Source organism: Marinobacter alexandrii (assembly GCA_039984955.1).
Lineage (GTDB): Bacteria > Bacteroidota > Bacteroidia > Cytophagales > Cyclobacteriaceae > Ekhidna.
This window is the reverse complement of record JBDWTN010000007.1, coordinates 580040-602377: the sequence shown is the minus strand read 5'-3', so window position 1 is coordinate 602377 and position 22338 is coordinate 580040. Positions and strand designations below refer to the sequence as shown.

At 37.3% G+C, this 22338-nt stretch carries 20 protein-coding genes; 12 read left to right on the top strand and 8 right to left on the bottom strand.

The features are described from left to right. Positions 1–172: 172 nt before the first annotated feature. Positions 173–1171 (bottom strand): acyl-CoA reductase, encoded by a 999-nt coding sequence (locus tag ABJQ32_09050; GenBank protein MEP5289784.1) that lies wholly within the window; start codon positions 1169–1171, stop codon positions 173–175. A gap of 96 nt (positions 1172–1267) precedes the next feature. On the opposite strand from ABJQ32_09050, the gene ABJQ32_09045 reads away from it, so the two are divergent. The 3 genes from ABJQ32_09045 (at position 1268) to ABJQ32_09035 (ending at position 6729) form a co-directional block, all read left to right on the top strand. Next, positions 1268–1612, top strand: a complete 345-nt coding sequence (locus ABJQ32_09045; GenBank protein MEP5289783.1) for a 4Fe-4S dicluster domain-containing protein — start codon at positions 1268–1270, stop codon at positions 1610–1612. A gap of 229 nt (positions 1613–1841) precedes the next feature. Then, positions 1842–3266, top strand: a complete 1425-nt coding sequence (locus ABJQ32_09040; GenBank protein MEP5289782.1) for a 7TM diverse intracellular signaling domain-containing protein — start codon at positions 1842–1844, stop codon at positions 3264–3266. A gap of 295 nt (positions 3267–3561) precedes the next feature. Further along, on the top strand, positions 3562–6729 hold the full coding sequence (locus ABJQ32_09035; GenBank protein MEP5289781.1) for an MBG domain-containing protein: 3168 nt from the start codon (positions 3562–3564) through the stop codon (positions 6727–6729). A 60-nt stretch (positions 6730–6789) separates the two neighbouring features. On the opposite strand, the gene ABJQ32_09030 is transcribed toward ABJQ32_09035, so the two are convergent. After that, positions 6790–7689, bottom strand: coding sequence for a DUF58 domain-containing protein (locus tag ABJQ32_09030; GenBank protein MEP5289780.1), 900 nt, complete (start codon positions 7687–7689; stop codon positions 6790–6792). Positions 7690–7803: 114 nt separating this feature from the next. Between ABJQ32_09030 and ABJQ32_09025 the strand changes: the two genes are divergently transcribed. Beyond that, positions 7804–8160 (top strand): DUF3276 family protein, encoded by a 357-nt coding sequence (locus ABJQ32_09025; GenBank protein ID MEP5289779.1) that lies wholly within the window; start codon positions 7804–7806, stop codon positions 8158–8160. A gap of 133 nt (positions 8161–8293) precedes the next feature. Further along, entirely contained in the window at positions 8294–9391 is a 1098-nt protein-coding gene (gene ychF / locus ABJQ32_09020; protein MEP5289778.1) for a redox-regulated ATPase YchF, read from the top strand. On the opposite strand, the gene ABJQ32_09015 is transcribed toward ychF, so the two are convergent. After that, positions 9392–10684 (bottom strand): type IX secretion system plug protein domain-containing protein, encoded by a 1293-nt coding sequence (locus ABJQ32_09015; protein ID MEP5289777.1) that lies wholly within the window; start codon positions 10682–10684, stop codon positions 9392–9394. Between the two features lie 78 nt (positions 10685–10762). On the opposite strand from ABJQ32_09015, the gene ABJQ32_09010 reads away from it, so the two are divergent. From ABJQ32_09010 to nspC, 6 genes are all read left to right on the top strand, one after another. Continuing rightward, the gene (locus ABJQ32_09010) at positions 10763–11320 is read left to right on the top strand and encodes an RNA polymerase sigma factor (GenBank protein ID MEP5289776.1); all 558 of its coding nucleotides are present in this window, start codon (positions 10763–10765) and stop codon (positions 11318–11320) included. Then, the gene (locus ABJQ32_09005) at positions 11301–12614 is read left to right on the top strand and encodes a hypothetical protein (GenBank protein MEP5289775.1); all 1314 of its coding nucleotides are present in this window, start codon (positions 11301–11303) and stop codon (positions 12612–12614) included. The genes ABJQ32_09010 and ABJQ32_09005 overlap by 20 nt, the downstream gene beginning before the upstream one ends. 121 nt (positions 12615–12735) lie before the next feature. Then, a complete protein-coding gene (locus tag ABJQ32_09000) occupies positions 12736–15363 on the top strand; it encodes a DUF5916 domain-containing protein (protein ID MEP5289774.1) in 2628 nt (875 codons plus the stop codon). A gap of 41 nt (positions 15364–15404) precedes the next feature. Next, positions 15405–16610, top strand: a complete 1206-nt coding sequence (locus ABJQ32_08995) for a saccharopine dehydrogenase family protein (GenBank protein MEP5289773.1) — start codon at positions 15405–15407, stop codon at positions 16608–16610. Between the two features lie 3 nt (positions 16611–16613). Further along, a complete protein-coding gene (locus ABJQ32_08990) occupies positions 16614–17120 on the top strand; it encodes a DinB family protein (GenBank protein ID MEP5289772.1) in 507 nt (168 codons plus the stop codon). Continuing rightward, complete coding sequence (nspC, locus tag ABJQ32_08985; protein MEP5289771.1) at positions 17117–18232, top strand: carboxynorspermidine decarboxylase; 1116 nt, start codon at positions 17117–17119, stop codon at positions 18230–18232. Before ABJQ32_08990 ends, nspC begins: the two co-directional genes overlap by 4 nt. On the opposite strand, the gene ABJQ32_08980 is transcribed toward nspC, so the two are convergent. Then, complete coding sequence (locus tag ABJQ32_08980) at positions 18229–18807, bottom strand: hypothetical protein (GenBank protein ID MEP5289770.1); 579 nt, start codon at positions 18805–18807, stop codon at positions 18229–18231. The two genes, nspC and ABJQ32_08980, sit on opposite strands and share 4 nt — an antisense overlap. A 152-nt stretch (positions 18808–18959) precedes the next feature. Between ABJQ32_08980 and ABJQ32_08975 the strand changes: the two genes are divergently transcribed. Next, positions 18960–19322: a hypothetical protein gene (locus ABJQ32_08975; GenBank protein MEP5289769.1), complete on the top strand. Its 363-nt coding sequence runs from the start codon at positions 18960–18962 to the stop codon at positions 19320–19322. Here ABJQ32_08975 and ABJQ32_08970 read toward each other — a convergent pair. From ABJQ32_08970 to ABJQ32_08955, 4 genes are all read right to left on the bottom strand, one after another. Beyond that, the gene (locus ABJQ32_08970; protein MEP5289768.1) at positions 19319–19822 is read right to left on the bottom strand and encodes a hypothetical protein; all 504 of its coding nucleotides are present in this window, start codon (positions 19820–19822) and stop codon (positions 19319–19321) included. The two genes, ABJQ32_08975 and ABJQ32_08970, sit on opposite strands and share 4 nt — an antisense overlap. A 115-nt stretch (positions 19823–19937) precedes the next feature. Continuing rightward, entirely contained in the window at positions 19938–20399 is a 462-nt protein-coding gene (locus tag ABJQ32_08965; GenBank protein ID MEP5289767.1) for a hypothetical protein, read from the bottom strand. 127 nt (positions 20400–20526) lie between these two features. Beyond that, positions 20527–21108, bottom strand: coding sequence for an ATP-binding cassette domain-containing protein (locus ABJQ32_08960; protein ID MEP5289766.1), 582 nt, complete (start codon positions 21106–21108; stop codon positions 20527–20529). Then, positions 21105–22337: an HD domain-containing protein gene (locus tag ABJQ32_08955; protein ID MEP5289765.1), complete on the bottom strand. Its 1233-nt coding sequence runs from the start codon at positions 22335–22337 to the stop codon at positions 21105–21107. Before ABJQ32_08955 ends, ABJQ32_08960 begins: the two co-directional genes overlap by 4 nt. Between the last annotated feature and the right edge of the window lies 1 nt (position 22338).

The following is a 22338-nucleotide window of genomic DNA, read 5'->3' as shown; positions in this document are numbered from 1 at the left end:
AACAAAAATGCTTTGAATTCGAACTGGCGAATAAGGTGCTTTTCGATTTCTGAAAAATCTTGAGGCAATGATATAAGTTTTAAGATAAAATTGATTCTTAGCCCCTTTTCAGGGGTCGGCAAAGATAATTGATTCTTTGACTGATTTTTGACAAAAATATAACTGAAATAGATCAGGTCAAACTTGACAAAAAATCCATTATATCTACATCATCAGCATAATCCCAAAGCTCTGGTCTTTGTGTGTTCCCAAAAGGAATAAAGTCTTTACCCACAATACACTGAATTTTATCTTTTCTTGAATCAAGTATAGTTTGAAGGCTTTCTAGAGAATCATATTCTTGATGGAAAAGTACACTTATTGGAGATACTAATTCATCTGTCGAATTAACCAACATAAAGCCAGTATCCAAATGAGGTGTTTTGTTTACCAGATAGATTGACTTGTAATAGTCATAGTTGTTTCTGTATTTGTTATGGTTTGCTACATCCTTGAATGCTTCGAAATGAGGAAAAGCTTCACGAAAGTCATATCCATTGGGAGTAAACACCTTAGACACGTTTCTACAGCCCAATCCAAAGTAGGAAAATATATCTTCTCCAAGATGCATCAGTTCCTCGCTACTCTCATTGCCAGATAGAATAGCGACAGATGTTCTGTTTTTTCGAATGATACGTGGAATGTCCTTGAAATAATATTCAAAGTACCTGGCTGTATTATCACTTCCTGTGGCAATTACTGCATCTATATCCGTGAGCTTTTCTCTTATCTCTAGATTCTTCTTAAATCTTGGCTCAATTTGTACGATCCAATCAACAATGGTTTTTGTCAAGAATTGGTCATCTGAACTAGGCTTAATTGCCGCAAAATGACCAGACATAAGGATGGAAACTAAATCATGAAATCCAACCAAAGGAATATTTCCTGCCATTACAACTCCAATAACTTTGGGTTCAGTGTTTTCAAGGTTATATCGATTAGTCCACTCTTTGAGTTTGTCTTCCTTCAGCATAAAGCTGATTCCTTCCAACGCATTCTTCACGCTTTCTATAGAAAACCATCCATTTTGTACTTTGGCTGATCTGGCCAGTTGTTCAATTTCCGGCTCGGTAAGTCGGGCGATCTTCTTGCCTAACTCTGAAAATGCATTGATTTTTTCGCTCTTATTCATAAAAAAGTTAAATAAGTCGACTTAGTCGATTGGGCTACAAACTTATTACGATTAATTTTGTTCCCTCATTTAGAATAAGATAAAAAAGCATTTTCTATGGCTATAACGATCACTGATGAATGTATCAACTGTGGCGCATGTGAACCCGAATGTCCAAATACGGCTATCTATGAAGGTGGAGTAGAGTGGAAATGGGCTGATGGTACAGATCTCAAGGATATTGAAATGGAGGATGGCTCCAAAGTAGATGCAAAGGAAGTGCAAGAGCCAGTCTCAGACGAATTCTACTATATCGTTCCAGGAAAGTGTACGGAATGCACCGGCTTTCATGAAGAACCTCAGTGTGCTGCGGTATGTCCTGTTGACTGTTGTGTTCCAGATCCGGATTACGTAGAGACAGAAGAGGAGTTGACTGCAAAAAAAGAGTGGTTGCACCTGTAGTTTTTACTAGATACCTACAATCACTACATCTCTCTGGGTGTAAATGTTCTTGAAAAATAGTTTTGCTGATTAGTCCTAGTCAATAGCTAACTTGTTGATTATTCTATTTGTGTGAGATATTGAATGATTACCTTTAACATTCATTCCTCTGAAGAGAATCGTAATTAATTAATCTCCATCAGGACAACAAATAGCTTAACCTATTCTAAGTTTTAGGAAGCAGTAAACTATGTCGAACCGATTATTCTTGTTACTGCTATTCACCCTTGCACTACTTGATAGTTCTTTTTCTAAAGTTGCTAGTATCCCATCTGCTCCTCAAGGAAATGTAGTAAATCAAATACTATACTTTGAGGACATTGGTCATGAATTTACGTTTGAGACAATAGCTGAAGAAGAATTCAAAATTCTGACTAATCCGAAATTGGGATTTGATAATGGTGTGTACTGGTTCAAAGTCAACTTGAAGCATACCAAATCAATGAGCCCCTTAATCTTTGATAGTAAAGAGAGTACTATTAGATCGATTGAGATCTATCAGAATGGAGAATTGATTGCTAATAATTTGGATAATGTAGGGCTTACCAATCTAGCTATACAGGTTGAACAGACAACTAAAAAAGAATATTTACTGAAGGTGGATTTTGGAAGACAAGCTTATTTTCCTTTACAGGTATATACTAAGGTAGAATATGATTTGAATCAGAAATTCTACTTCTTTAAAACAGGATGGTACTATGGTTTTGTTTGCCTTGTTTTAGTAATCAATCTTTTTTTCTATTTCTCTTTTAGAGACATCACTTTCTTGTGGTATTCCTTTTTTGTGTTAGCCACTAATCTAGGTATTGCTACTTATGATGGTGTATTTGATTTGTTTCTAAAGCCTGATTTTGGATCTTATTCAGATTTACTATTGCATTATTTGATTCCTCTTTTTGGGGCAATTTTTGCCACTAGCTTTTTAAGCCTTTCTATTTATTTGCCGAAAGCTAAAATTGGAGGTATAATTCTTCTTGCCCTTTCAGCATTATTCTATCTAATTTTTATTCTCACAGATGTTTTCTTTTATACGGCGATAGCTGATACCATTAGCTTATTGGTTCTTCTTTATTATTGGGCTGCAGGAATTTATGTTTTAAAAACACATGATTTTGCTAGATTCTTTGTGATAGGCTACAGCCTTGTTTTGTTCTCAGCTCTATTTTTTGTAATCCCGATAGATTTTGGACTCAATATATTTTCGGTCTCGGTAGATCACGTAAAAATTGGAGCACTATTTGAAATGCTGATTCTAACATATGCCATTTCCTACCGGGTAAAAATCATGCAGGAAGAAAATCATAATATACAGTTAGAGATAAAGGCATATACCAATCAGATATATACCCTAAAAGAAAGATTGGAGGATAAAAAAGATGAAAATTCACATAACTCGTTAGAACTTAAGGTGGCAGAGCTAAGCAGGCAACATGCGCTCACTGATCGGGAAGCGGAAGTTCTAATGTGTGTTTCAAAAGGAAATACTCATCAGAAAACGGCTGAAGAATTATTTATTTCACTGAATACAGTGAAATATCATACCCGTAATATTTACCTGAAGATGCATATCAAAAACAAAGGAGAGGCTATTCAAAAAATGATGACTGTGCAATAGTATTCTTTAAAATAGTCATAATTTTTTTTGCTGTTGACCTTAGGTGTTCTCTATTCTTAGCCAGAAGAGCTCAAAGGTTAAGTTACTTATTTACAGTCACTTAATAAATACCTACCCCTAAAACTACCCCTAGTAAATGCTAAAACCACCCAAATGGGTGGGAAAAATGAGCGGGTGCTATCCTAGCATTGTCATCATCAACAAGTCATGATAAAGTCTTGTTGAAGATGATTTTCAGTTTCTGGAGATCAGGCTCTTTAAGAGCTTCTGAATAAACTTTAAAAATACCTTAGTAATGAATTTTAAAACCAAATTAATTTATCAAGTATTAATTGCTTGTTTGATATTCTTTCTTTCAATAGACACAACTTTTTCGCAATGGGCAGAAATAGGAAGTTCAGATGCTTCAACTAATAACTCAGATGTACCAAGTCTTGCATTTGATAGCGATGGTGTACCCTACATAGCATTTGAGGACGGGAATTTTGAGTCAGGTCCAGACGGAGGAGCCCTGAGTGTGCTGAAGTATAATGGATCTTCTTTGGAAAATGTAGGAAGTGCAAGATTTTCACCAGGACAGGTTAGAAATCCAAGAATTGCTATAGATAGTCAAAATACGCTTTATGTGGCATTTGGAGATGATACAAATGGGAGTAAGGCTATGGTGATGAAATTCGATGGTTCTGACTGGGTCACAGTAGGTATCGCTGGATTTTCTGGTGCGGAGGCATTAGATATAGATATAGCCATCAATAGCAGTGATGTGCCCTACGTTGCGTTTAGAGATGAAGATGAAGGTAGTGATGGAAAAACTACAATAATGAGATTCAATGGAACAGCTTGGGAACCCGTGGGTAATACTGGCTTTTCTAGTAGTACAGCACAAAGTCAAAGCCTCAAATTTGATAGCAATGATGTTCCTTATGTTGCGCATATTGATTCTGATGTTGACAATGGGATCTTCAGTTCTGTTTCAGTAATGACGTTAAATGGCACAACTTGGGAGAATGTAGGTGTTCCACTCTTCTCTAATCAATCTTCAGGACAAGTCAATTTAGCTTTGGATAGTGACGATGTGCCTTATGTGGCATTTAGAGATGGAGGAACTAGTAACAAAACGACTGTGATGAAGTACGATGGATCTGCTTGGGCAGTGGTGGGACTAGCTGGAATATCAGTAGGAAATACATTTTCAATATCTATTTCCTTAGATAGTTATGATGTCCCACATGTTGCATTTAGTGATGGAGGTAATTCTGGAATGGCTTCTGTTATGAAATTTAATGGAACTACATGGGGAAATGTAGGAGTGAGTGGCTTTTCAGCCGGATCATCTGAGTCAATATATATTGATATTGATGATAATGATAATCCGTATGTTGTCTATGTAGATAATGACAATAATAGTAGAATAACACTTGCTGCAAACCTAACAGCAAGACCTATAACGTCTAATAAGACATTATCTGTTTTACCAGGTAATTCGCTGGTACTTGGCACATCCAATTTTAACTTTACAGGGATTTTACCTGCGGATGTTCTGGATAATATTACATTAATATCTGTACCAGACGGCACATTATTTATTGATGCGGACGACTCAGGGATGATGGATAATGGTGAAGTTGCCTTGACAGAAGGAAGTACTGTATCAAAAGCGATTCTGGACAATGATCAATTGTTATTCATAAATGATGGGACTGATACCGAATTCAGATTCAATGTTAGTGATGGCACGGTTTCTAGTAGTGTAAAGACCATAACTTTCAACATTCTTCCATTGACAGTCACAGTTACTTCTATTACAAGACAGTCTCCTTTGTCTGAATATACTAAAGCAGATGAAGTAGTTTTTCAGGTTCTTTTTGACAAGAATGTTTTGAATGTGGATATTTCTGATTTTGTTCTTAGTGGAAGTTCTGCTGGAGATGGCATGGTTAGCGCTGTATCGCAAATAGATGGAAAGATTTATGAAGTAATAGTCTCCGGGTTAGCCAATTTAAATGGAACAATAAATTTAGATATAAAGGGAAACGGAGTAGCGACTGGCTCAAATGATATTCTAGAAGATAATGAAGTCTTACGTGGACTTAAAATGGATGCTCCAGCTATAGATGAGACCTTTATACTTGACGATACCGCACCAGTGGCAAATACTTTTAGTCCTACAAATAATATTCTCGAGCTAGACATCACCACAGATTTTGTGATCACATTTGATGGGAACATGAAAAAAGGTATAGGAAATGTGCTAATAAAAGATGCATTGACTGATGAGATCGTGCAGAGTATTGATGTTTCCAATACTAATGTGACTATATCTAACTCGGAAGTCACAATTGATCCTGTCTTTGATCTTAAGAAAAGCAGTAATTATTATATAGAAATAGAGTCTACCGCTTTTGAAGACTTAGCCGGCAATGCCTATACAGGTATTTCGGACAAGACTATATGGAACTTTAGTACTGAACTCAAAACAGCCCCATCTATCAGTTTCATTGACATTGCAAAAACATATGGAGATGCAGATTTTGAGTTGGGAGCAAGTACCAACTCCACTGGAATAATCACCTACAATATAGAAAGAGAAGCAAATGGTACAGCCCTCTCTGGAAACAATAATAAGACAGTAACTCTGGGAGATGTAGGAGTGATAACCATTAGAGCACAAGTGGCAGAAGATGCTAATTACCTTGCAGGTCAAACAGATATTGAACTGACAATAGATCAAAAGACATTAATCTTTTTGGTTGATGATCAAGAGAAAAATTTTGGTGATGAAGATCCAATGTTCACTTACGAACTCATATTTGGTGAGCTAGAATCGGGAGATGAATTTACTGGGGAATTGATTAGAGAACTAGGTGAAGACGCGGGTACTTATGCCATTAATCAAGGATCATTTGGAGGATTGTCAGATAACTATGATTTTGCCTATGTTGGAGCAATGCTTACAATAAATAAAGCGGATCAAATCATAGCTATTGATCCTATTGATGATAAGGAATCAATAGATGCTCAATTCGATGTGATTGCCTCAGTTGATTCTGATTTGAATTTAACTTATGCTGTAAATGGTCCCGCTACTATCTCTGGGGCTACAATTGAGCTGGATGGATCAAGCGGAACAGTTACAGTTACAGTTTCTCAAGGAGGTGGAGATAATTTTAAATCAACTACTTCTTCAGTCTCTTTTGAAGTGTCGCTAGTTGATGTGTTGGGATTCGAACGTGGATTATCAAAGTCAGTTAAAGTTTACCCAAATCCTTTTGTAGAGTATTTAGTGATTGATTCGAGTGAATTGGTGGACTTGAGATTGTATGGATTAGATGGTCAGCTTGCCAAAGAAATGAAGCGGGTAAGCGGACGAGTGGATTTTTCTACGCTAAAAGCAGGAATGTATCTCATGGAGATGTCTAACTCTGAAGAAAAAGTAACGATGAGGGTTTATAAAAGTAACTAAGGTAGCTGAGCTAAGTCTTTAGTAAAGCGATAAGCGACTCCCAGGGAGTCGCTTTTTTCGTTATCTCATCTTTTTACGTTTAATAAGGTAAGCTCCCAGAATTTTATCAAACGAATCATTTGTATTGACTGGAACGAAATCGATTTTCATCATTCCACATTTGATTTTTAGATTCTGATAGAAATTTGTCATTTCCTTGCGGTAGGTTTCTTTCACCTCGTGAGGATTTACCTTTATTGACTCATTCGTTTCAAGATCGATAAAGCGATATGGCCGATCATCAAATTCAAAGTTTAATTCACTTGTGTAATCAGATACATGGAATAGAATCACTTCATGTTTGTTGTGTTTCAGGTGCTGAAGAGCATTGAGTAGGTCATCTTCATTTGAATTTTGAAACATATCAGAAAAAATGACAACCAGAGACCTTTTGTGAATCTTATCTGCCATTTCGTGAAACACAGAGGTAATGTCAGTCTTAGAGCTAGGATTCGTCTGCTGAAGTTCTGAAAGCTTGGATAGGATTGTGTTTAGATGGGCCTTTGTGCTTCTGAGGTCTGTTTCTTGTTCAATGTGTTCTGAAAAAACAGATAATCCTACGACATCTCTCTGTTTGGTAAGCAGGTAAGCAAGGGCAGAGGCAGCAAAAACGGAGAACTTCAATTTATCTTTTCCAGGAGATGGGTAGTGCATTGATGCAGAATTATCAATTAGAATTCTACAGCGAAGATTTGTTTCTTCTTCATACTGCTTAGTGTATAAACGGTCAGTTCTCGAAAATACTTTCCAATCAATATGCCTTGTGCTCTCACCGAAATTGTACAGTTTGTGTTCTGCAAATTCTACTGAAAATCCATGATACGGAGACTTATGAAGGCCTGTTATGAACCCATCAACGAGCTGTTTCGCTATTAAGCCAAGGTTATCATATTGATTAATTTCTGAAATGTTTGATGTCATATTTGAGTAATCATTGCCTAATCATCAATGGATTTTGCAGATAAAAAAGATAATGCCGTATATTTAGCCCGATTTTAGCAAAAAACTAAATACCTAACACAAATATTTAAGCAAGTGGAAGATAATAACGAAAAAGGAAGAGACGAGATCTATTCAGAGAGAGTAAAAGCGGGAAAACGTACGTACTTTTTTGATGTGAAGGCGACACGGTCGAATGATTATTACCTAACAATCACTGAAAGCAAGCGAAAACCGAAGGATGATGGATTTTTCTATGAAAAACACAAAATCTTTCTATACAAAGAAGACTTCAACAAATTCGTTGACGCACTTAATTCTACAGTAAACCACGTGAAGGACGAATTGATGCCGGAAGTGGATTTCACGCAATTTGATAGAGATAATGAGGAGAGGCAAGCAGTAGCCAATGCTGATGTGTCTGATTCAGATTCAGACTTAAAGTGGGATTGATTTTAAGATAACTTTTTTAAGTATGAAGAGAGAGGCTTCCTGACATTCAGTCGGGAGGCTTTTTTATTTTATTAAGCTAATTTTGCCGGCCGAAAGCAACTAGATGCTTTCACTTATTTTAAAAATACTTTCTATGGGATTACAATGTGGTATTGTCGGATTGCCAAATGTGGGTAAATCAACACTTTTCAATGCATTATCTAATGCAAAGGCTGAAGCAGCAAATTTCCCCTTCTGTACAATTGAGCCAAATGTTGGTGTGATTACTGTGCCGGATGAGCGCCTGCAGATTCTTTCAGACTTAGTAAATCCAAAAAAAGTGCTTCCCACAGTCATGGAATTTGTGGATATAGCAGGGTTGGTAAAGGGAGCAAGCAAGGGTGAAGGGCTAGGAAATCAATTCTTAGCAAATATTAGAGAAGTAGATGCTATTGTCCACGTAATCCGATGCTTTGATGATGATAATATTGTTCATGTATCAGGTAAAGTAGATCCGGTTGAAGATAAGGAAGTAATTGATACTGAGCTTCAATTAAGAGATCTTGAGTCTGTTGATAAACGTATTCAACGAGTAGAGAAGATTGCTAAGTCCGGAGACAAAGAGGCCAAAGCAGAACATGAAGTACTCATAGAGTTCAAAAGCCATCTGGAGAGTGGAAAAAATGCACGGGCGTTAGAAATGGATAAAGAGCATAGAGCTTGGGCAAAGCCATTACAACTTTTAACAGATAAACCAATTATTTATGTTGCCAATGTGGATGAAGAATCTATCAATTCTGGAAATGAGTGGAGTAAGAAGCTTGAGGAGAATATAAAAAACGAGGAAGCTCAGTTAATACTTGTTTCTGCTGGCCTGGAGGAACAAATAGCGGAATTTGAAGACCCTGAAGAAAAAGTAATGTTTCTCGAAGAGTATGGATTGAAAGAGTCTGGACTTAATCGGTTAATCAAGGCGTCATATACTTTACTTGACTTAATCACCTACTTCACCGCAGGAGAGACAGAAGTAAGAGCCTGGACGATTAAGAAGGGATGGAAGGCCCCTCAAGCTGCAGGTGTGATTCATACTGATTTTGAAAAAGGATTTATTAAAGCTGAGGTCATAAAAATACCAGATTATCAAGAACATAAATCTGAAGCAGGTTGCAGAGAAGCAGGTAAATTATCTATAGAAGGAAAAGATTACATAGTTAAGGATGGAGATGTGATGCACTTTAGGTTTAATGTTTAGTCATCTTTCGATAGATCTAAATCGCTTGTAACCAATAAGTTCATCGTTAACATTCCCTGGCTTACGATAATATACAAGAATTTCGTATTCGTTTTCCGCTTGAAAATGACTTCCTTCAAAATGATAGGAAGGCAGTTCATCACTTTTCACAAAATATAGGTACTCATAATATCCTTGTTTTAATGGTATCGTAGTTTCATATCTATTGATTCCATTTTGAGTAGTAAATTTCATCCGATTCAGATCGGTAAGTCTCCAATTATTAAAGCCACTCCAAACATAAACTTCACCGTTAATTTGGTCAGATTTGAGTGAAAACGTAACGTTAGCATAGTCAGCATTAGCAATTCCCTCACCAGGATCATTGCTTTGAATAATGAAATTTCCGTTGATGTCTTGGAAGTTTTGAGTGTAAGTAAGACTACCTCTACTTCCATCAAGTTTTAATGGAGCAATGATTTTAGAACCAGTATTGGTGATCCTTCCAACATTTCTACCAGAGACACTTAGTGTTCTTAAATCTGCAAATCGAAATTCATTCCAACCTGAGAAATTAGATCTAAGGTCAAGATGACGATACTCCATGTATCCTTCATTAGCTCTTACCAATGTAGGAGGGATACCCGATACAGAAGTATTCCAATTATGATTTTGAAGGATTACAGTACTAACGTCCTGAGTAGGCGAGTTTACAAGTAAATTCCCATAACTTATAGAATACTCTATTTGATGGTTAAGTTCTCTTTTATTGATTGTTGTACTTACCCTTACTGTATGGTCTATTGAGGTAATTCTATCAACAACAAGGAACCTTCTTGTCAAAATAATATCATTGGGATTAGCCCTTCTATATACCGCCAGAATGTAATTTCCTGAAATCTTTGGCTTGGGTAAATCGATTGAATAGTTAATATATGGTTGTACGGTGTTGAGCGAATAGTCAAATTCTGTAATACGGTAGTTATTGATTTGATTTAAAAACTCCATATCCCTTAATACAGATTTATCCCAATTCTTATTGCAGTGATACAGCTTTACACTCAGGTTTTCAAATTGATCTGTGAGTAGATCAAATGAGAGAGATAATTGATCTGAGTTGCTTAAGCTAACAACTGGGTTTTCAAGTTCCTTTATTTGATTATTTTCTTTTGGAGCAAGTTTTGCAATGCCCACGATATCTTCATAATCATAATTATCAAAGATTATTTTTTTATTATTGACCGATTGTTGAGGGACAATTGGTTCACAATTGACTAATAGACAAGCTATTGTTAATATCCATAGGTTCTTCATAACTTTATAGGTACGGAAGACCAAATTAGATATTACAACTATAATTTTAAGCCTAGGGTCTAATTAAAACCAACATGAATGTCGGTAACTGAGGATAAATTGATAAAAGGATGCCAAAAAGGCAAGAAAGAATTCCAGCAAGCGCTGTATGATAAGTATTGCAATGGAATGTATCTGGTGGCCTTGAGGTATTCGAAAATGCAACAAGAGGCTGAGGATATACTTCAGGAAGCTTTTATCAAAGTATTTAAAAATATCAAATCCTTTAGAAAGGATTCGTCGTTGGCATATTGGATTAAGCGAATAGTTGTGAATACAGCACTAAATCATCAAAGAAGTAAATTATACCTCTACCCAATGGTAGATGTAAATGAATTGAGTGATTGGAGTGATAGAGAATCAATTGTATCCAGCTTGAGTTATGATGAATTGTTAGGATTAATCAGGGAACTACCAACAGGGTGCCAGGTTATTTTTAATCTTTTTGCCATAGAAGGGTATAAGCATCACGAAATAGCTGATAAGCTTCAGATTAGTGAAGGAACTTCTAAATCACAATATTCAAGAGCAAAAACGCTACTGGCGGAAAAGGTAATGAAGCGAGAACAGATAAGATATGGGTCCGGAGAGCTTTGAAGATAGCATCAAGAAGAAGTTTGAAGGTCAGGCCGTAAGTGCACCTGATGGAATATGGAATTCCCTTGAAAGTGTATTAAATGATGATTTGACTTCTAAATATGCCACACAGAAGAATCAATATAAATGGCTTTCCGTTGCGGCCGTACTAATCGCGCTGTTATCAATAGGTGCACAGTTATTTAGTTTTAGCAGCAATAATGAATCCCCAGCAGATTACAGCAGCTACAATGCATTATTATCCAATGATTTTGAGGCCAACCTATTTCAGAAGTCCTTTTCTGGGAGCTTAACCCCAGACTTTTCATTTGGAAAGATTGAAAAAGATAAAGAGACAGAAGTCAATGAGGTGAGAATAGAACCAATGACTGTAAATTCTGATGATATTGAAATATCTCTACCCTCAAGATTTTTAGCTTTCATAAAGCCTGATTTAGCCACTGCTGCTGTTGAAACGGAAATCTATAGATATTACGTGCCTGGAACAGCCCTTTCAGGAAACAAAAAGGGAAAAGATTCTGAAACAAAAGTGTGGGCTGGAGTTGAAGCAGGAGCAGGATCATTCAATTCGGATTTCGGAGGAACAGGTACACTTACAAACTCATTAAACCCCGCTGGACTTGCTAGTGCTTTAGGATCAGGAAACTTTGTCAATCCTTCGACGAGCATATCGCAAAATATGGAAGAAGGTATTGCTACTTCAATCGGTCTTGATTTTGGTGTTCAGCTAGGAAAAAGGTGGACATTAGAAAGTGGGTTGTCTTATACAAGTATGGATAACAGTGGATTAGCAGCTATTAATGTTGTCGATGTTTACACTATCGAAAACACTGATTTTTTAAATGGTCCTGATGGCCCTGACGGGGTTGATAATGGATTCATTCAAATTGGTACAAGTTCACGCGAAGCAGTGATTGACGTAGAGGAGAATTATGACTATGAGGTTGAATTGAACAATAGTGTTCGGTTAGCTTCCTTACCACTAAAAGCGGGTTATTTTGTCATGAATAGAAAGTTTAAACTCAGGCTAAATGCTGGCTTGGCTGCTAATTATCTTATAGAAGGAAATCTTTCAGATCCGTCCAAAGAGATTTTGAACAGCAATGACCTTAACCTATATAATGATTGGTCTTTCGATGGAATTGGAGGCCTTGAATTCGGATATTCCATTTTTGAAAAATTTGATTTCACCTTGGAACCTAACTACAGACACGCGATTACTTCGATAAGTAATTCTACTGATTCGCCTTCAAGATTTGTAATACAGACTGGCCTTAGATATACGCTTAAGTAGCCTTTCATCTATAAAAAATCCTATTTCACATAATAATTGTAACCATCAGTACTCGAGATGAGTAATGTTTGTAGTCACAATTTATTAAGTATAGCTGTCACTACTCAACTAACCCTAACCCATGCACAATCAAAGAACGATTAGTTTCGTTGTTCTTTTTATTTCTGGAATTTATCTTTTTGCTCAGTCAGATCAGGCTCAAACTAAATCTTATACAACTGATCGTACTAAAACAGAGATATCAATAGATGGCTTACTAAATGATGAGGCGTGGGATCAGGTTGAATGGGGAGGAGACTTCAATGGGCACAGGCCTGAATACATGGTTGACCCAACTCAAAAGACACAATTCAAGATTCTCTATGATGCAAAATATATATATGTAGGTATTCGAGCTTTTGACACTGAGCCAGAGAAAATTGAGAGACGAATGACAAGGAGGGATGGATTCGATGGAGACCGTGTTACCGTGATGTTTGATAGCTATTTTGACAAACGAACAGCGTTTTCTTTCACCGCTTCTGCTTCTGGGGTAAAAGGAGAGGAGTATGTTTCGAATAATGGAGACGATTGGGACTCTACATGGGATCCTATATGGTATTTGCGCACTAGCATAGATAGTGAAGGGTGGATTGCTGAAATGAAAATACCATTATCACAGTTGCGATTTGCTAATAAAGAATCGCACACTTGGGGAATTCAGCTTTCAAGAAATTTCTTTAGAGGAAATGAAGTTTACACATGGCAACCAGTAGATCCTAACGCCCCGGGATGGGTTCATTTGTTTGGAGAATTGAATGGTCTCAAAGGAATCAAACCACAGAAACAGTTTGAGATTCAGCCATATGTACTTGCATCAGTGGAAAAATACCCAATCGAAGAAGAAAATGAGTTTAGAAATGAAGGTAAAGAATTTAATGGAAATGTAGGGTTGGACGCCAAGATTGGAATTACATCAGATATTACACTTGACTTAACGTTTAACCCTGATTTCGGTCAAGTAGACGCAGATCCATCGGCCGTTAACCTTTCGGCTTTTCAATTATTTTTTCAGGAGAGAAGACCTTTTTTCCTTGAAGGGAGTAGTCTATTGACCTTTGGAACAAGTGGTGGTCCAAATAATTTGTTCTATTCTCGTCGGATAGGGGGAAGACCTATTGGAAGATTACCCTCTGATATTCAGAATTCTGATTTCCCCAACCAGACGCAAATATTAGGAGCTGCTAAGCTGACAGGTAAGAATGCGAAAGGATTCTCGTGGGGATTGTTAGAGTCCTTCACAAATAGGGAGATTATAGATGTAATAGACACACTTGGTGTGATGCGTCAAGAACGAGTACAGCCTTATACAAACTATTTAGTGGGAAGAGTTCAGCAGGATATCAACGGTGGAAAAACTGTCGTTGGTGCTATGGCGACTAATATGAATCGCATAGACAATACTGGAGAAAATTTAGAGCTAGCACATAATAATGCACAAAGCGCTGGAGTGGATATTGATCACAATTTTAGAGATCGAAAGTATGGCATAGAGCTACGCTATGCAATGAGTCGAGTAGAAGGATCAAAAGAAGCACTATTAAGAACACAAACTTCCTCTGAGCGCTTTTTTCAGAGATCAAATAACAATCATAGAGAAGTAGATTCAACCCGTACGGATCTAGTTGGATCTGCTGCTTCGGTGAGGTTTGGTAAGAGAAGTGGCGACTGGAGATGGACTATAGGGAGCAATTATAGGTCCCCCGGTCTAGCACTGAATGATGTTGGATTTCTTCGGCAAACTGATGATATAAACAATTGGGTCTGGACCCAATATCGAGTGAATAAAGTGACGAATACATTTAGATCACAACGCTACAATATCTATGCTGAAAACAATAATGATTTTGGTGGAGCAGTCACAGGACGTGGCATCAACATGAATATGAACCTGGAGTTTAACAACTACTGGGAATTTGGACAAGGAGCTTGGTTTGGCGCTTCGCGAGTTTCCAATGCGGACCTTAGAGGAGGTCCTTCAATTAAATACCCAGGAAATATAAACTACTGGTTTAGGGTTGAATCTAATAGCCGAAAAAGAGTGAGAGTATCTCTAAATAACCGATTTAATTGGGGTAATAATAATTTCTCGAAAGGGTATAATGTTTCTCTTGACTTGAATATCAGACCAACTGATGCCATGCAGATCTCCATTTCGCCAAGAGCAAATTGGAATAGGAATGAGCTCCAGTACATTACACAAACGGATTTCGAAGATGATACGCGTTACATATTAGGTACTGTGAAGAGACAAACGTATAGTATGTCTGTAAGAGCTAATTATAATATCACACCAAACCTTACATTGGAATTTTGGGGTCAGCCATTTATTGCAACAGGCGAATTCAGTGAGTTTAAGCGAGTTCATTTACCTAATTCAGAGAATTACGATCAACGTTTTGCTAACTATTCAGAATCGGAAATTGTCTTCAACGAAGAAGACGAATCCTATGAAGTGTTTGAAACAAATTCTACTGATGCAGACTATTCATTTTCAGACCCTAACTTCAACATCGTTCAATTTAGATCAAATTTTGTGATGCGGTGGGAGTACATACCAGGATCTACCTTGTTTCTTGTATGGGCGAGTAATGGGTCAGCGTTTAATAGATCATCAGAAAATGGATTTGGCGATTTGAGTTCACAACTCTCAAACCTTGAAGGAAGCAATACTTTCTTAATTAAATATACTTACCGTTTTATTCTATAATGATCTTCCTGCTAACTTTGGACATCACTTAAAATTAGCATATGTCCAAAATTGTAATCATTGGAGCAGGTGGAGTCGGTAGAGTTACGGCTTTCAAGTGTGCTCAAAACAAAGATATTTTTTCTGAGATAGTTCTGGCATCACGAACAAAATCTAAATGTGATGACATTGCAAAAGACATTGAAAATCAGCTTGGCGTAATTATAAAAACAGATCAGGTTGATGCCGATCATGTAGATCAAGTAGTTGGATTGTTCAAGAGACATGACCCAAAGATGGTCATCAATGTAGCCTTACCCTATCAGGATCTTACAATCATGGATGCCTGTCTGGAAGCTGGAGTTCATTATTTAGATACAGCTAACTATGAACCACTTGAAGAGGCCAAATTTGAATATAAGTGGCAGTGGGCTTATCAGGATCGATTCAAAGATGCAGGCCTAACAGCGGTGTTAGGTTGTGGTTTTGATCCGGGAGTTACAAGCATATTTACTTCCCGAGCTGCAAAACACTTCTTTGATGAAATACATTACCTGGATATTGTAGACTGTAATGCTGGAGATCATGGAAAGGCATTTGCTACCAACTTTAACCCTGAAATTAACATTCGTGAGATTACTCAGAAAGGTAAATTTTGGGAAAATGGTCAATGGGTAGAAACAAATCCATTTGAGTTTAAAAAGGACTTAGATTATCCAAATATTGGAAAACGCCCTTCTTATCTACTTTATCATGAAGAGTTAGAATCTTTGGTTAAAAACTACCCTTCTATAAAAAGAGCTCGATTCTGGATGACATTTGGAGAGGAATACCTTACGCATTTAAGAGTGATTCAGAATATTGGAATGGCTTCCATTGAGCCTGTGAACTATGAAGGAAAAGAAATAGTACCTCTTCAGTTTTTGAAGGAGGTACTTCCCAACCCGGGTGACTTAGGTGAAAACTATGAAGGAGAAACATCCATTGGATGTAGGATCAAAGGCATCAAAGATGGTCATGAAAAGACCTACTACATTTGGAATAACTGCAGTCATAAAGCTGCGTATGATGAGACAGGAGCTCAGGGAGTTTCGTATACCACAGGTGTGCCAGCGATGATTGGTGCTTCTATGATGCTCACGGGGAAATGGACAGGTGCTGGAGTATTTAATGTAGAGGAATTTGATTCAGATCCCTTTCTTGAAAAACTGAAAACATCAGGCTTACCTTGGCATGAAAAGCACAATATTGACTTAGGAATGGACTAACAAATGATTGATTTACAGAAGATACCAAAATATTATCGAGGATATGTTGAATCCTTAGGAGAAGGTGAGCTTGTGCCACTATTACTTCGAACCGGGGATGCATTTATTTCTTTTTGCAAGCTTTTGAATGAAGCTCAGGGATTATATAAGTATGCGGAAGATAAGTGGACAGTAAAAGATGTGATACTTCACTCTATTGATGCAGAAAGAGTTTTTGCTTATCGTGCGATGCGCTTTGCCAGAAATGACAAAACTGAACTATCTGGATTTGATCAAAACATATATGTTCCTGAAGCATATGCAAACGATAGAAGCATTCATTCTTTATTATCAGAATTCACGAACGTAAGAGCGAGCACTGTAGATATGTTTTCTTCGTTTAGCGAGGAGGTGAGACAAAGAACAGGCAAGGCAAGTGGAGTGGAAATAAGCGTTGAAGCTATTGGTTTCATCATTTCTGGTCATTTATCACACCACTTGGATATTATCAAAGAACGGTATACTTCATGAAAATTCCATCTCCTTGTTTTGTTCTGGATGAAAGAAAACTTATTCATAACCTTCAGGTAATTGATAAAGTACAGAAGAAAGCTGGAGTAGAAATCATCTTGGCTTTTAAGGGGTTTGCGATGTGGAGCTCTTTTCCTATTTTGAAGAAATACATAGGAGGGGCCACTGCAAGCTCACTCAACGAAGCTAAACTTTGCAATGAGGAGATGCGAACCAAGTCTCATACCTATTGCGTAGCATTCTCAGATGAAGAATTTGATGAAATCATTTCCTTATCCTCATATGTTACATTCAATTCCTTAAGTCAGTATAAAAAATTTGTAGATAGAGTGCCGACCGATGTAAGTATTGGTTTACGAATAAACCCTGAGTGGTCTGATGTCGAAACAGACTTATATAATCCATCAAGCCCCGTTTCCAGACTTGGCATTACGAAGGAAAATTTGGAGGAATTACCAGACAGAGTCGAAGGGCTTCATTTTCATGTACTCTGTGAGTCTGATTCTTATGCACTTGAGAAGGTTCTCATTTCTGTTGAAAAACGATTTGGTGTTTTTTTGTCTCAGATCAAATGGATAAACATGGGAGGAGGGCATCTGATGACACGTGAAGGATATAATGTCAATCATTTGATTAAGATACTTTCGAGATTTAAAGACAAGCATGAACTAAATGTTATCCTCGAGCCAGGCAGTGCTTTTGCATGGAATACAGGTGATCTTCATACGACTGTTTTGGATATCGTGGAGAATGGAGGAAAGAAGACAGCAATCTTCGATGGATCATTTACTTGTCATATGCCTGATTGTCTTGAAATGCCCTATCGACCAAAATTGGATGCTGGATCAGATGAACAAATAGAGAAATGGCATCCATATAGATTGGGAGGAGTTAGTTGTTTAGCTGGTGATTATTTAGATGATTATTGGTTTAGAAACCCATTAAGTGTAGGTGATTCTATCATATTTAAAGACATGATTCACTACACCATGGTAAAAACGAGCACTTTCAATGGAGTAAAACACCCCTCGATAGGTATACTTCGAGAAAACAAAAAATTCGAATTGGTGAAGAAGTTTGGATACAATGATTTTAAAGATAGGCTCTCTTAGTTTCCAACTTTAGCATCCAAATCTCCACGCATAAATAAATTATACTCCTCACAGCTTAGATAGCCTTCTCCAAGAGAATAGGGACAGGTTTTGTAGACTTCATCGAAAATTCCCGCTTGAACAACTACTCCAGATCCGTGGCATACTGGGCATAGCATTTTTTCAAGTCCGCCACAGTCATAATTTGCGTCTTCCAGATCTTCTCTAAATTGTTTTGCTTGAGATCGTTGAATTTTTAAATACTCATCTTCGGCATATTGAAGATAAGTAATGGCAGGCTCGTAATAGCGTCCTTTTGTTCCCTTAAGTTGGATGTATTTATTCAACCAATTGATGCTTTGCTTGTACTTACCTAAATGAAAACTATTCCTGCCAAAGTAGTAAGCTACCTGAGATGGAAGCTTATCCATGTTTTGAAGCACAGACTGGAATAGCACCTGAGCTGTGTCATATTGTCCTTTTGCCATCAATTCAGCCCCTTTATCCATCCTTCTGAGAAGTTCGGATTCCCTAATAATCTGTGCTTCGGCAAAGACTGAAATTAGAAGAAGAGTGATGAAGATTGCTTTTTTCATGAAACCAACTAACGAATGGCAAAGTAAATTAGTTTGAATTCTTATGTTGTATAATCGACAAAAGATTAACCTTTTTTGTGATAGGAGATTGAGTTTATGCAGTTTTGACAATAATTAAGAATGAGAACGTTCCTATGAGGAATAGTAAGGTCATGAATAAACTAATTATATACAGTATCTTTTTCACATTAGCCATAACCGTCAGTGCTCAAAACACACGCAGCGCTGATACACCCAAGCCTCCTAAGCCCCAATATCAAGCAGCTAAGAAGGAAAAGAAATCAATCTTTGGAAAGAAGAAAAAAGCAAATCAACTAGCTGTAACAAGCAGAGAAGAGTTTAGAGCAAACGTTCTAAAAAGGCAAAAGGCAAATGCGAAAATACAATATAAGGTCGCAAAAGTTGAACGAAAGGAAGCTAGAAAAGGAGAGAGTTTCTTTGGTCATAAAAGACCACCCAAAAAGAGACCTCCCGGGAAACAAAAATTTTGTAAGGTCTGTAAAATGAGACACTAGGCTGCTTGTACTCGATAGATCGTTTGAGATCTCATTCGCATATTAAAGTGAGACAGTATTGCCCTACGAACTGCTTGTTTTAGGAATGTATGATCAATTCCTCCTTCAGAAACAGCGTACTTAATGATGGATCTTTGGATTTCCTTGACCATTGACAACTGAGCTATCCATTTGTCATACATTGCTTTCCAGTCTGTGTCGTATGCTTCCATATGAGATCTACCGTCCCACATAATTTCCAATTGATTATCGGCGTGATTATGCCGATAAACTGCGGCTAGGATATCGTAGTTATCCTCAATTAAATTCTTCCCGATAGTAATTTTTTTGCGAAGCTCAATGATGAAATCATCCTCTAAACCCATTGGGTTGTGTTGCAGACTATATGCTGAAAGAACCTGATCCAACCAGTCTTTTAGCAGAACTTCTTTTGAAAAGGCCTGAACAGACTTCAATAGATAATTCTTATCCTGCGTAAAATATTTTTCTTCAATGAGCACAAAGCAAAGTTATAGAATTATCAGCTTTTTTAATCAGTTATCAAGGAATTCAAAAAAAATTGAGCATAAAAAAAGGGTAGCAAATTGCTACCCTTTTAATTTTTTCGATTTCTGATTAATTGAAAACAAAGGTCCACTCTCCCGAGATACCGCTGGTTCTTGCACCAGATTCAGTAACATCGAAAGTAAGAGTCAAACTACCATCTGCAATTGAAGCAGTAATGTCAGTTGTAACTCCTCCTTGAACTCTTGTGATCACAGAACCATTATCATTTCCAAATGTCCAGGTACCGTCCGCCCAAACATCACTGAAACCATCAGGTACATTACTTACAGTGTAAGTCCCACCATCAACAGTCCCTGTGAAGGAAATTCCGAAAGTAGTCCATACTCCATCAGCAGTACCATTATCTGTAGTTACAGTTGTTGGATTTGACCAACCACCAGAAACAGTAAGGTTTGCCAGATCATCTGCTAATGGATCTGGAGCAGGATCATCACCACCGCCACCGCATGACATAAAAATAACTAAGGAAGCAAAAACTAAGGCAGCCAGTAAGTTTGATAATCGTTTCATGTGTAATAATTTGAATCTAAATAATTGTCTGATTAGATATAAGTTCTTTTCAAAAGTAGAACTTTTTCACTTTTATACCTAGATAACTATAAAAAGGAGATGAAATTATTCGCTGATCACCTTTTTTTTAAAGATCAATGGACTTCTCGCACTGCGCGATTTCATCTTTTTCATTGGATGCGATGATAATAAGATGATCCTTGAGGTTTTCAAGGCATTTTTTCCACCAAAGAAATCCTTCTTCATCAAGGTTAGAGGTAGGCTCATCAAAAAATATCAAATCATTTTCAAAGAAGAAGGCAGTCAAAAGCTTTGCTCGCTGTTTCATTCCAGTGGAAAAATCACTAATTCGTTTATTCAACGGAAGAGACGCAGAATCGGCCATTTCATTTATTGGATGAGTAGCCTTTTTGAATTTCTGATGAAAGTCTAAAAATTCAAGTAAGGTGAATTCCTCAATAATTTCAGTGTATGGACCAATAATCACCGATTCGTTTTGAGCATCATCAATTAAAACATCATCAATAAGTATTTTTCCTTTAGAAGGGGTCAGATATCCAGCCATCAACTGAAGCAGGGTGGATTTCCCAGCTCCATTCTTTCCTGTGATAGCTACTTTTTCTCCGGTCTCAAGAGTAAAGTTTTGACCCTTGAAAATCCAGGTTTTACCATACTTCTTTCCAATATCTTCACCTGTCAAGACCATCATGTATTTAATAATTCTTTAGGGCCGCATAAATAATGTTTCGTTACAATAGTACTCATCGCCTTAATGTTTGGTAAGTCACTTGCTTCGGCCACATCTACCACACTTCCATGCTTCATTAATATTTTGATAGACTGTCCTGAAGCGATGTATGCGGAGTTGCTAACAGATCCGGTTTTAATGAAATATCTAGCTTCTTCTTCTGGCAATTTGAAGCGATTCATCGCCTTTTGAATCAAGTCATCGGTGACTATCCTTCCAATCTCATCATTGGAAAATGAAATTCCGAAGAGCTTTCGATCGAGAAGCATTTTGCTTAAACTGCTCAATACATTGTCATCATGGTCCTGCCAAAATTTAATCGAACCCCAAACATCATTATCATCTAGCAATGCATAGACTTCCAAAATATCCTGATCGGCTTCAAAATCGGCTGAAGTAATGTTCTGTTCAAGGAAGATGGATAGTGCTGGAGTTGCTAGTACCTTTATGCCTTGTTGCGTAAGATGTTTAGCTCTTTTGATGATCTCAATGAGCATGACTTCTGCACTAACAGCGGTTTTATGAAGATATACTTGCCAATACATCAATCTGCGTGCACTAAGAAAATTTTCTATGCTGTAGATCCCTTTTTCTTCTACGACCAGTTGATCACTCACGACATTGATCATTTTAATGATTCGTTCAGAACCTATCGATCCTTCATAGACTCCCGTAAAAAAAGAATCTCTTTTGAGATAATCTAACCGGTCAATGTCCAGTTGACTCGATACTAATTGATGTAAAAATGGTCTACGGTATTGATTTTCGAATATGCTGATAGCTAAGTCTAAGCCACCCTTAAACTCTTGATTCAAACGCTGCATCATCCAAAAACTGACTTTTTCATGCCTCACCTCTTTGAACAAGGAAAACTCAAGTGTATGAGAAAAAGGGCCGTGACCTAGATCATGAAGTAAGATGGCAATCATGACCGCATCATATTCTTCGCTGGATATTTCAATTCCTTTACTCCTCAAGGAATCTAAAGCATTGCTCATCAGGTGCATCGCACCAAGCGCATGATGAAACCGTGTGTGGAGAGCTCCAGGATAAATCAGATCCGTGAGCCCAAGCTGCTTTATTCTTCTGAGTCGCTGAAAATACCGATGTTCAATGATATCGAATATGAGATCGTTGGGTATATTAATGAATCCATAAACCGGATCATTTAAGATTTTCTTTTTGTTCAAC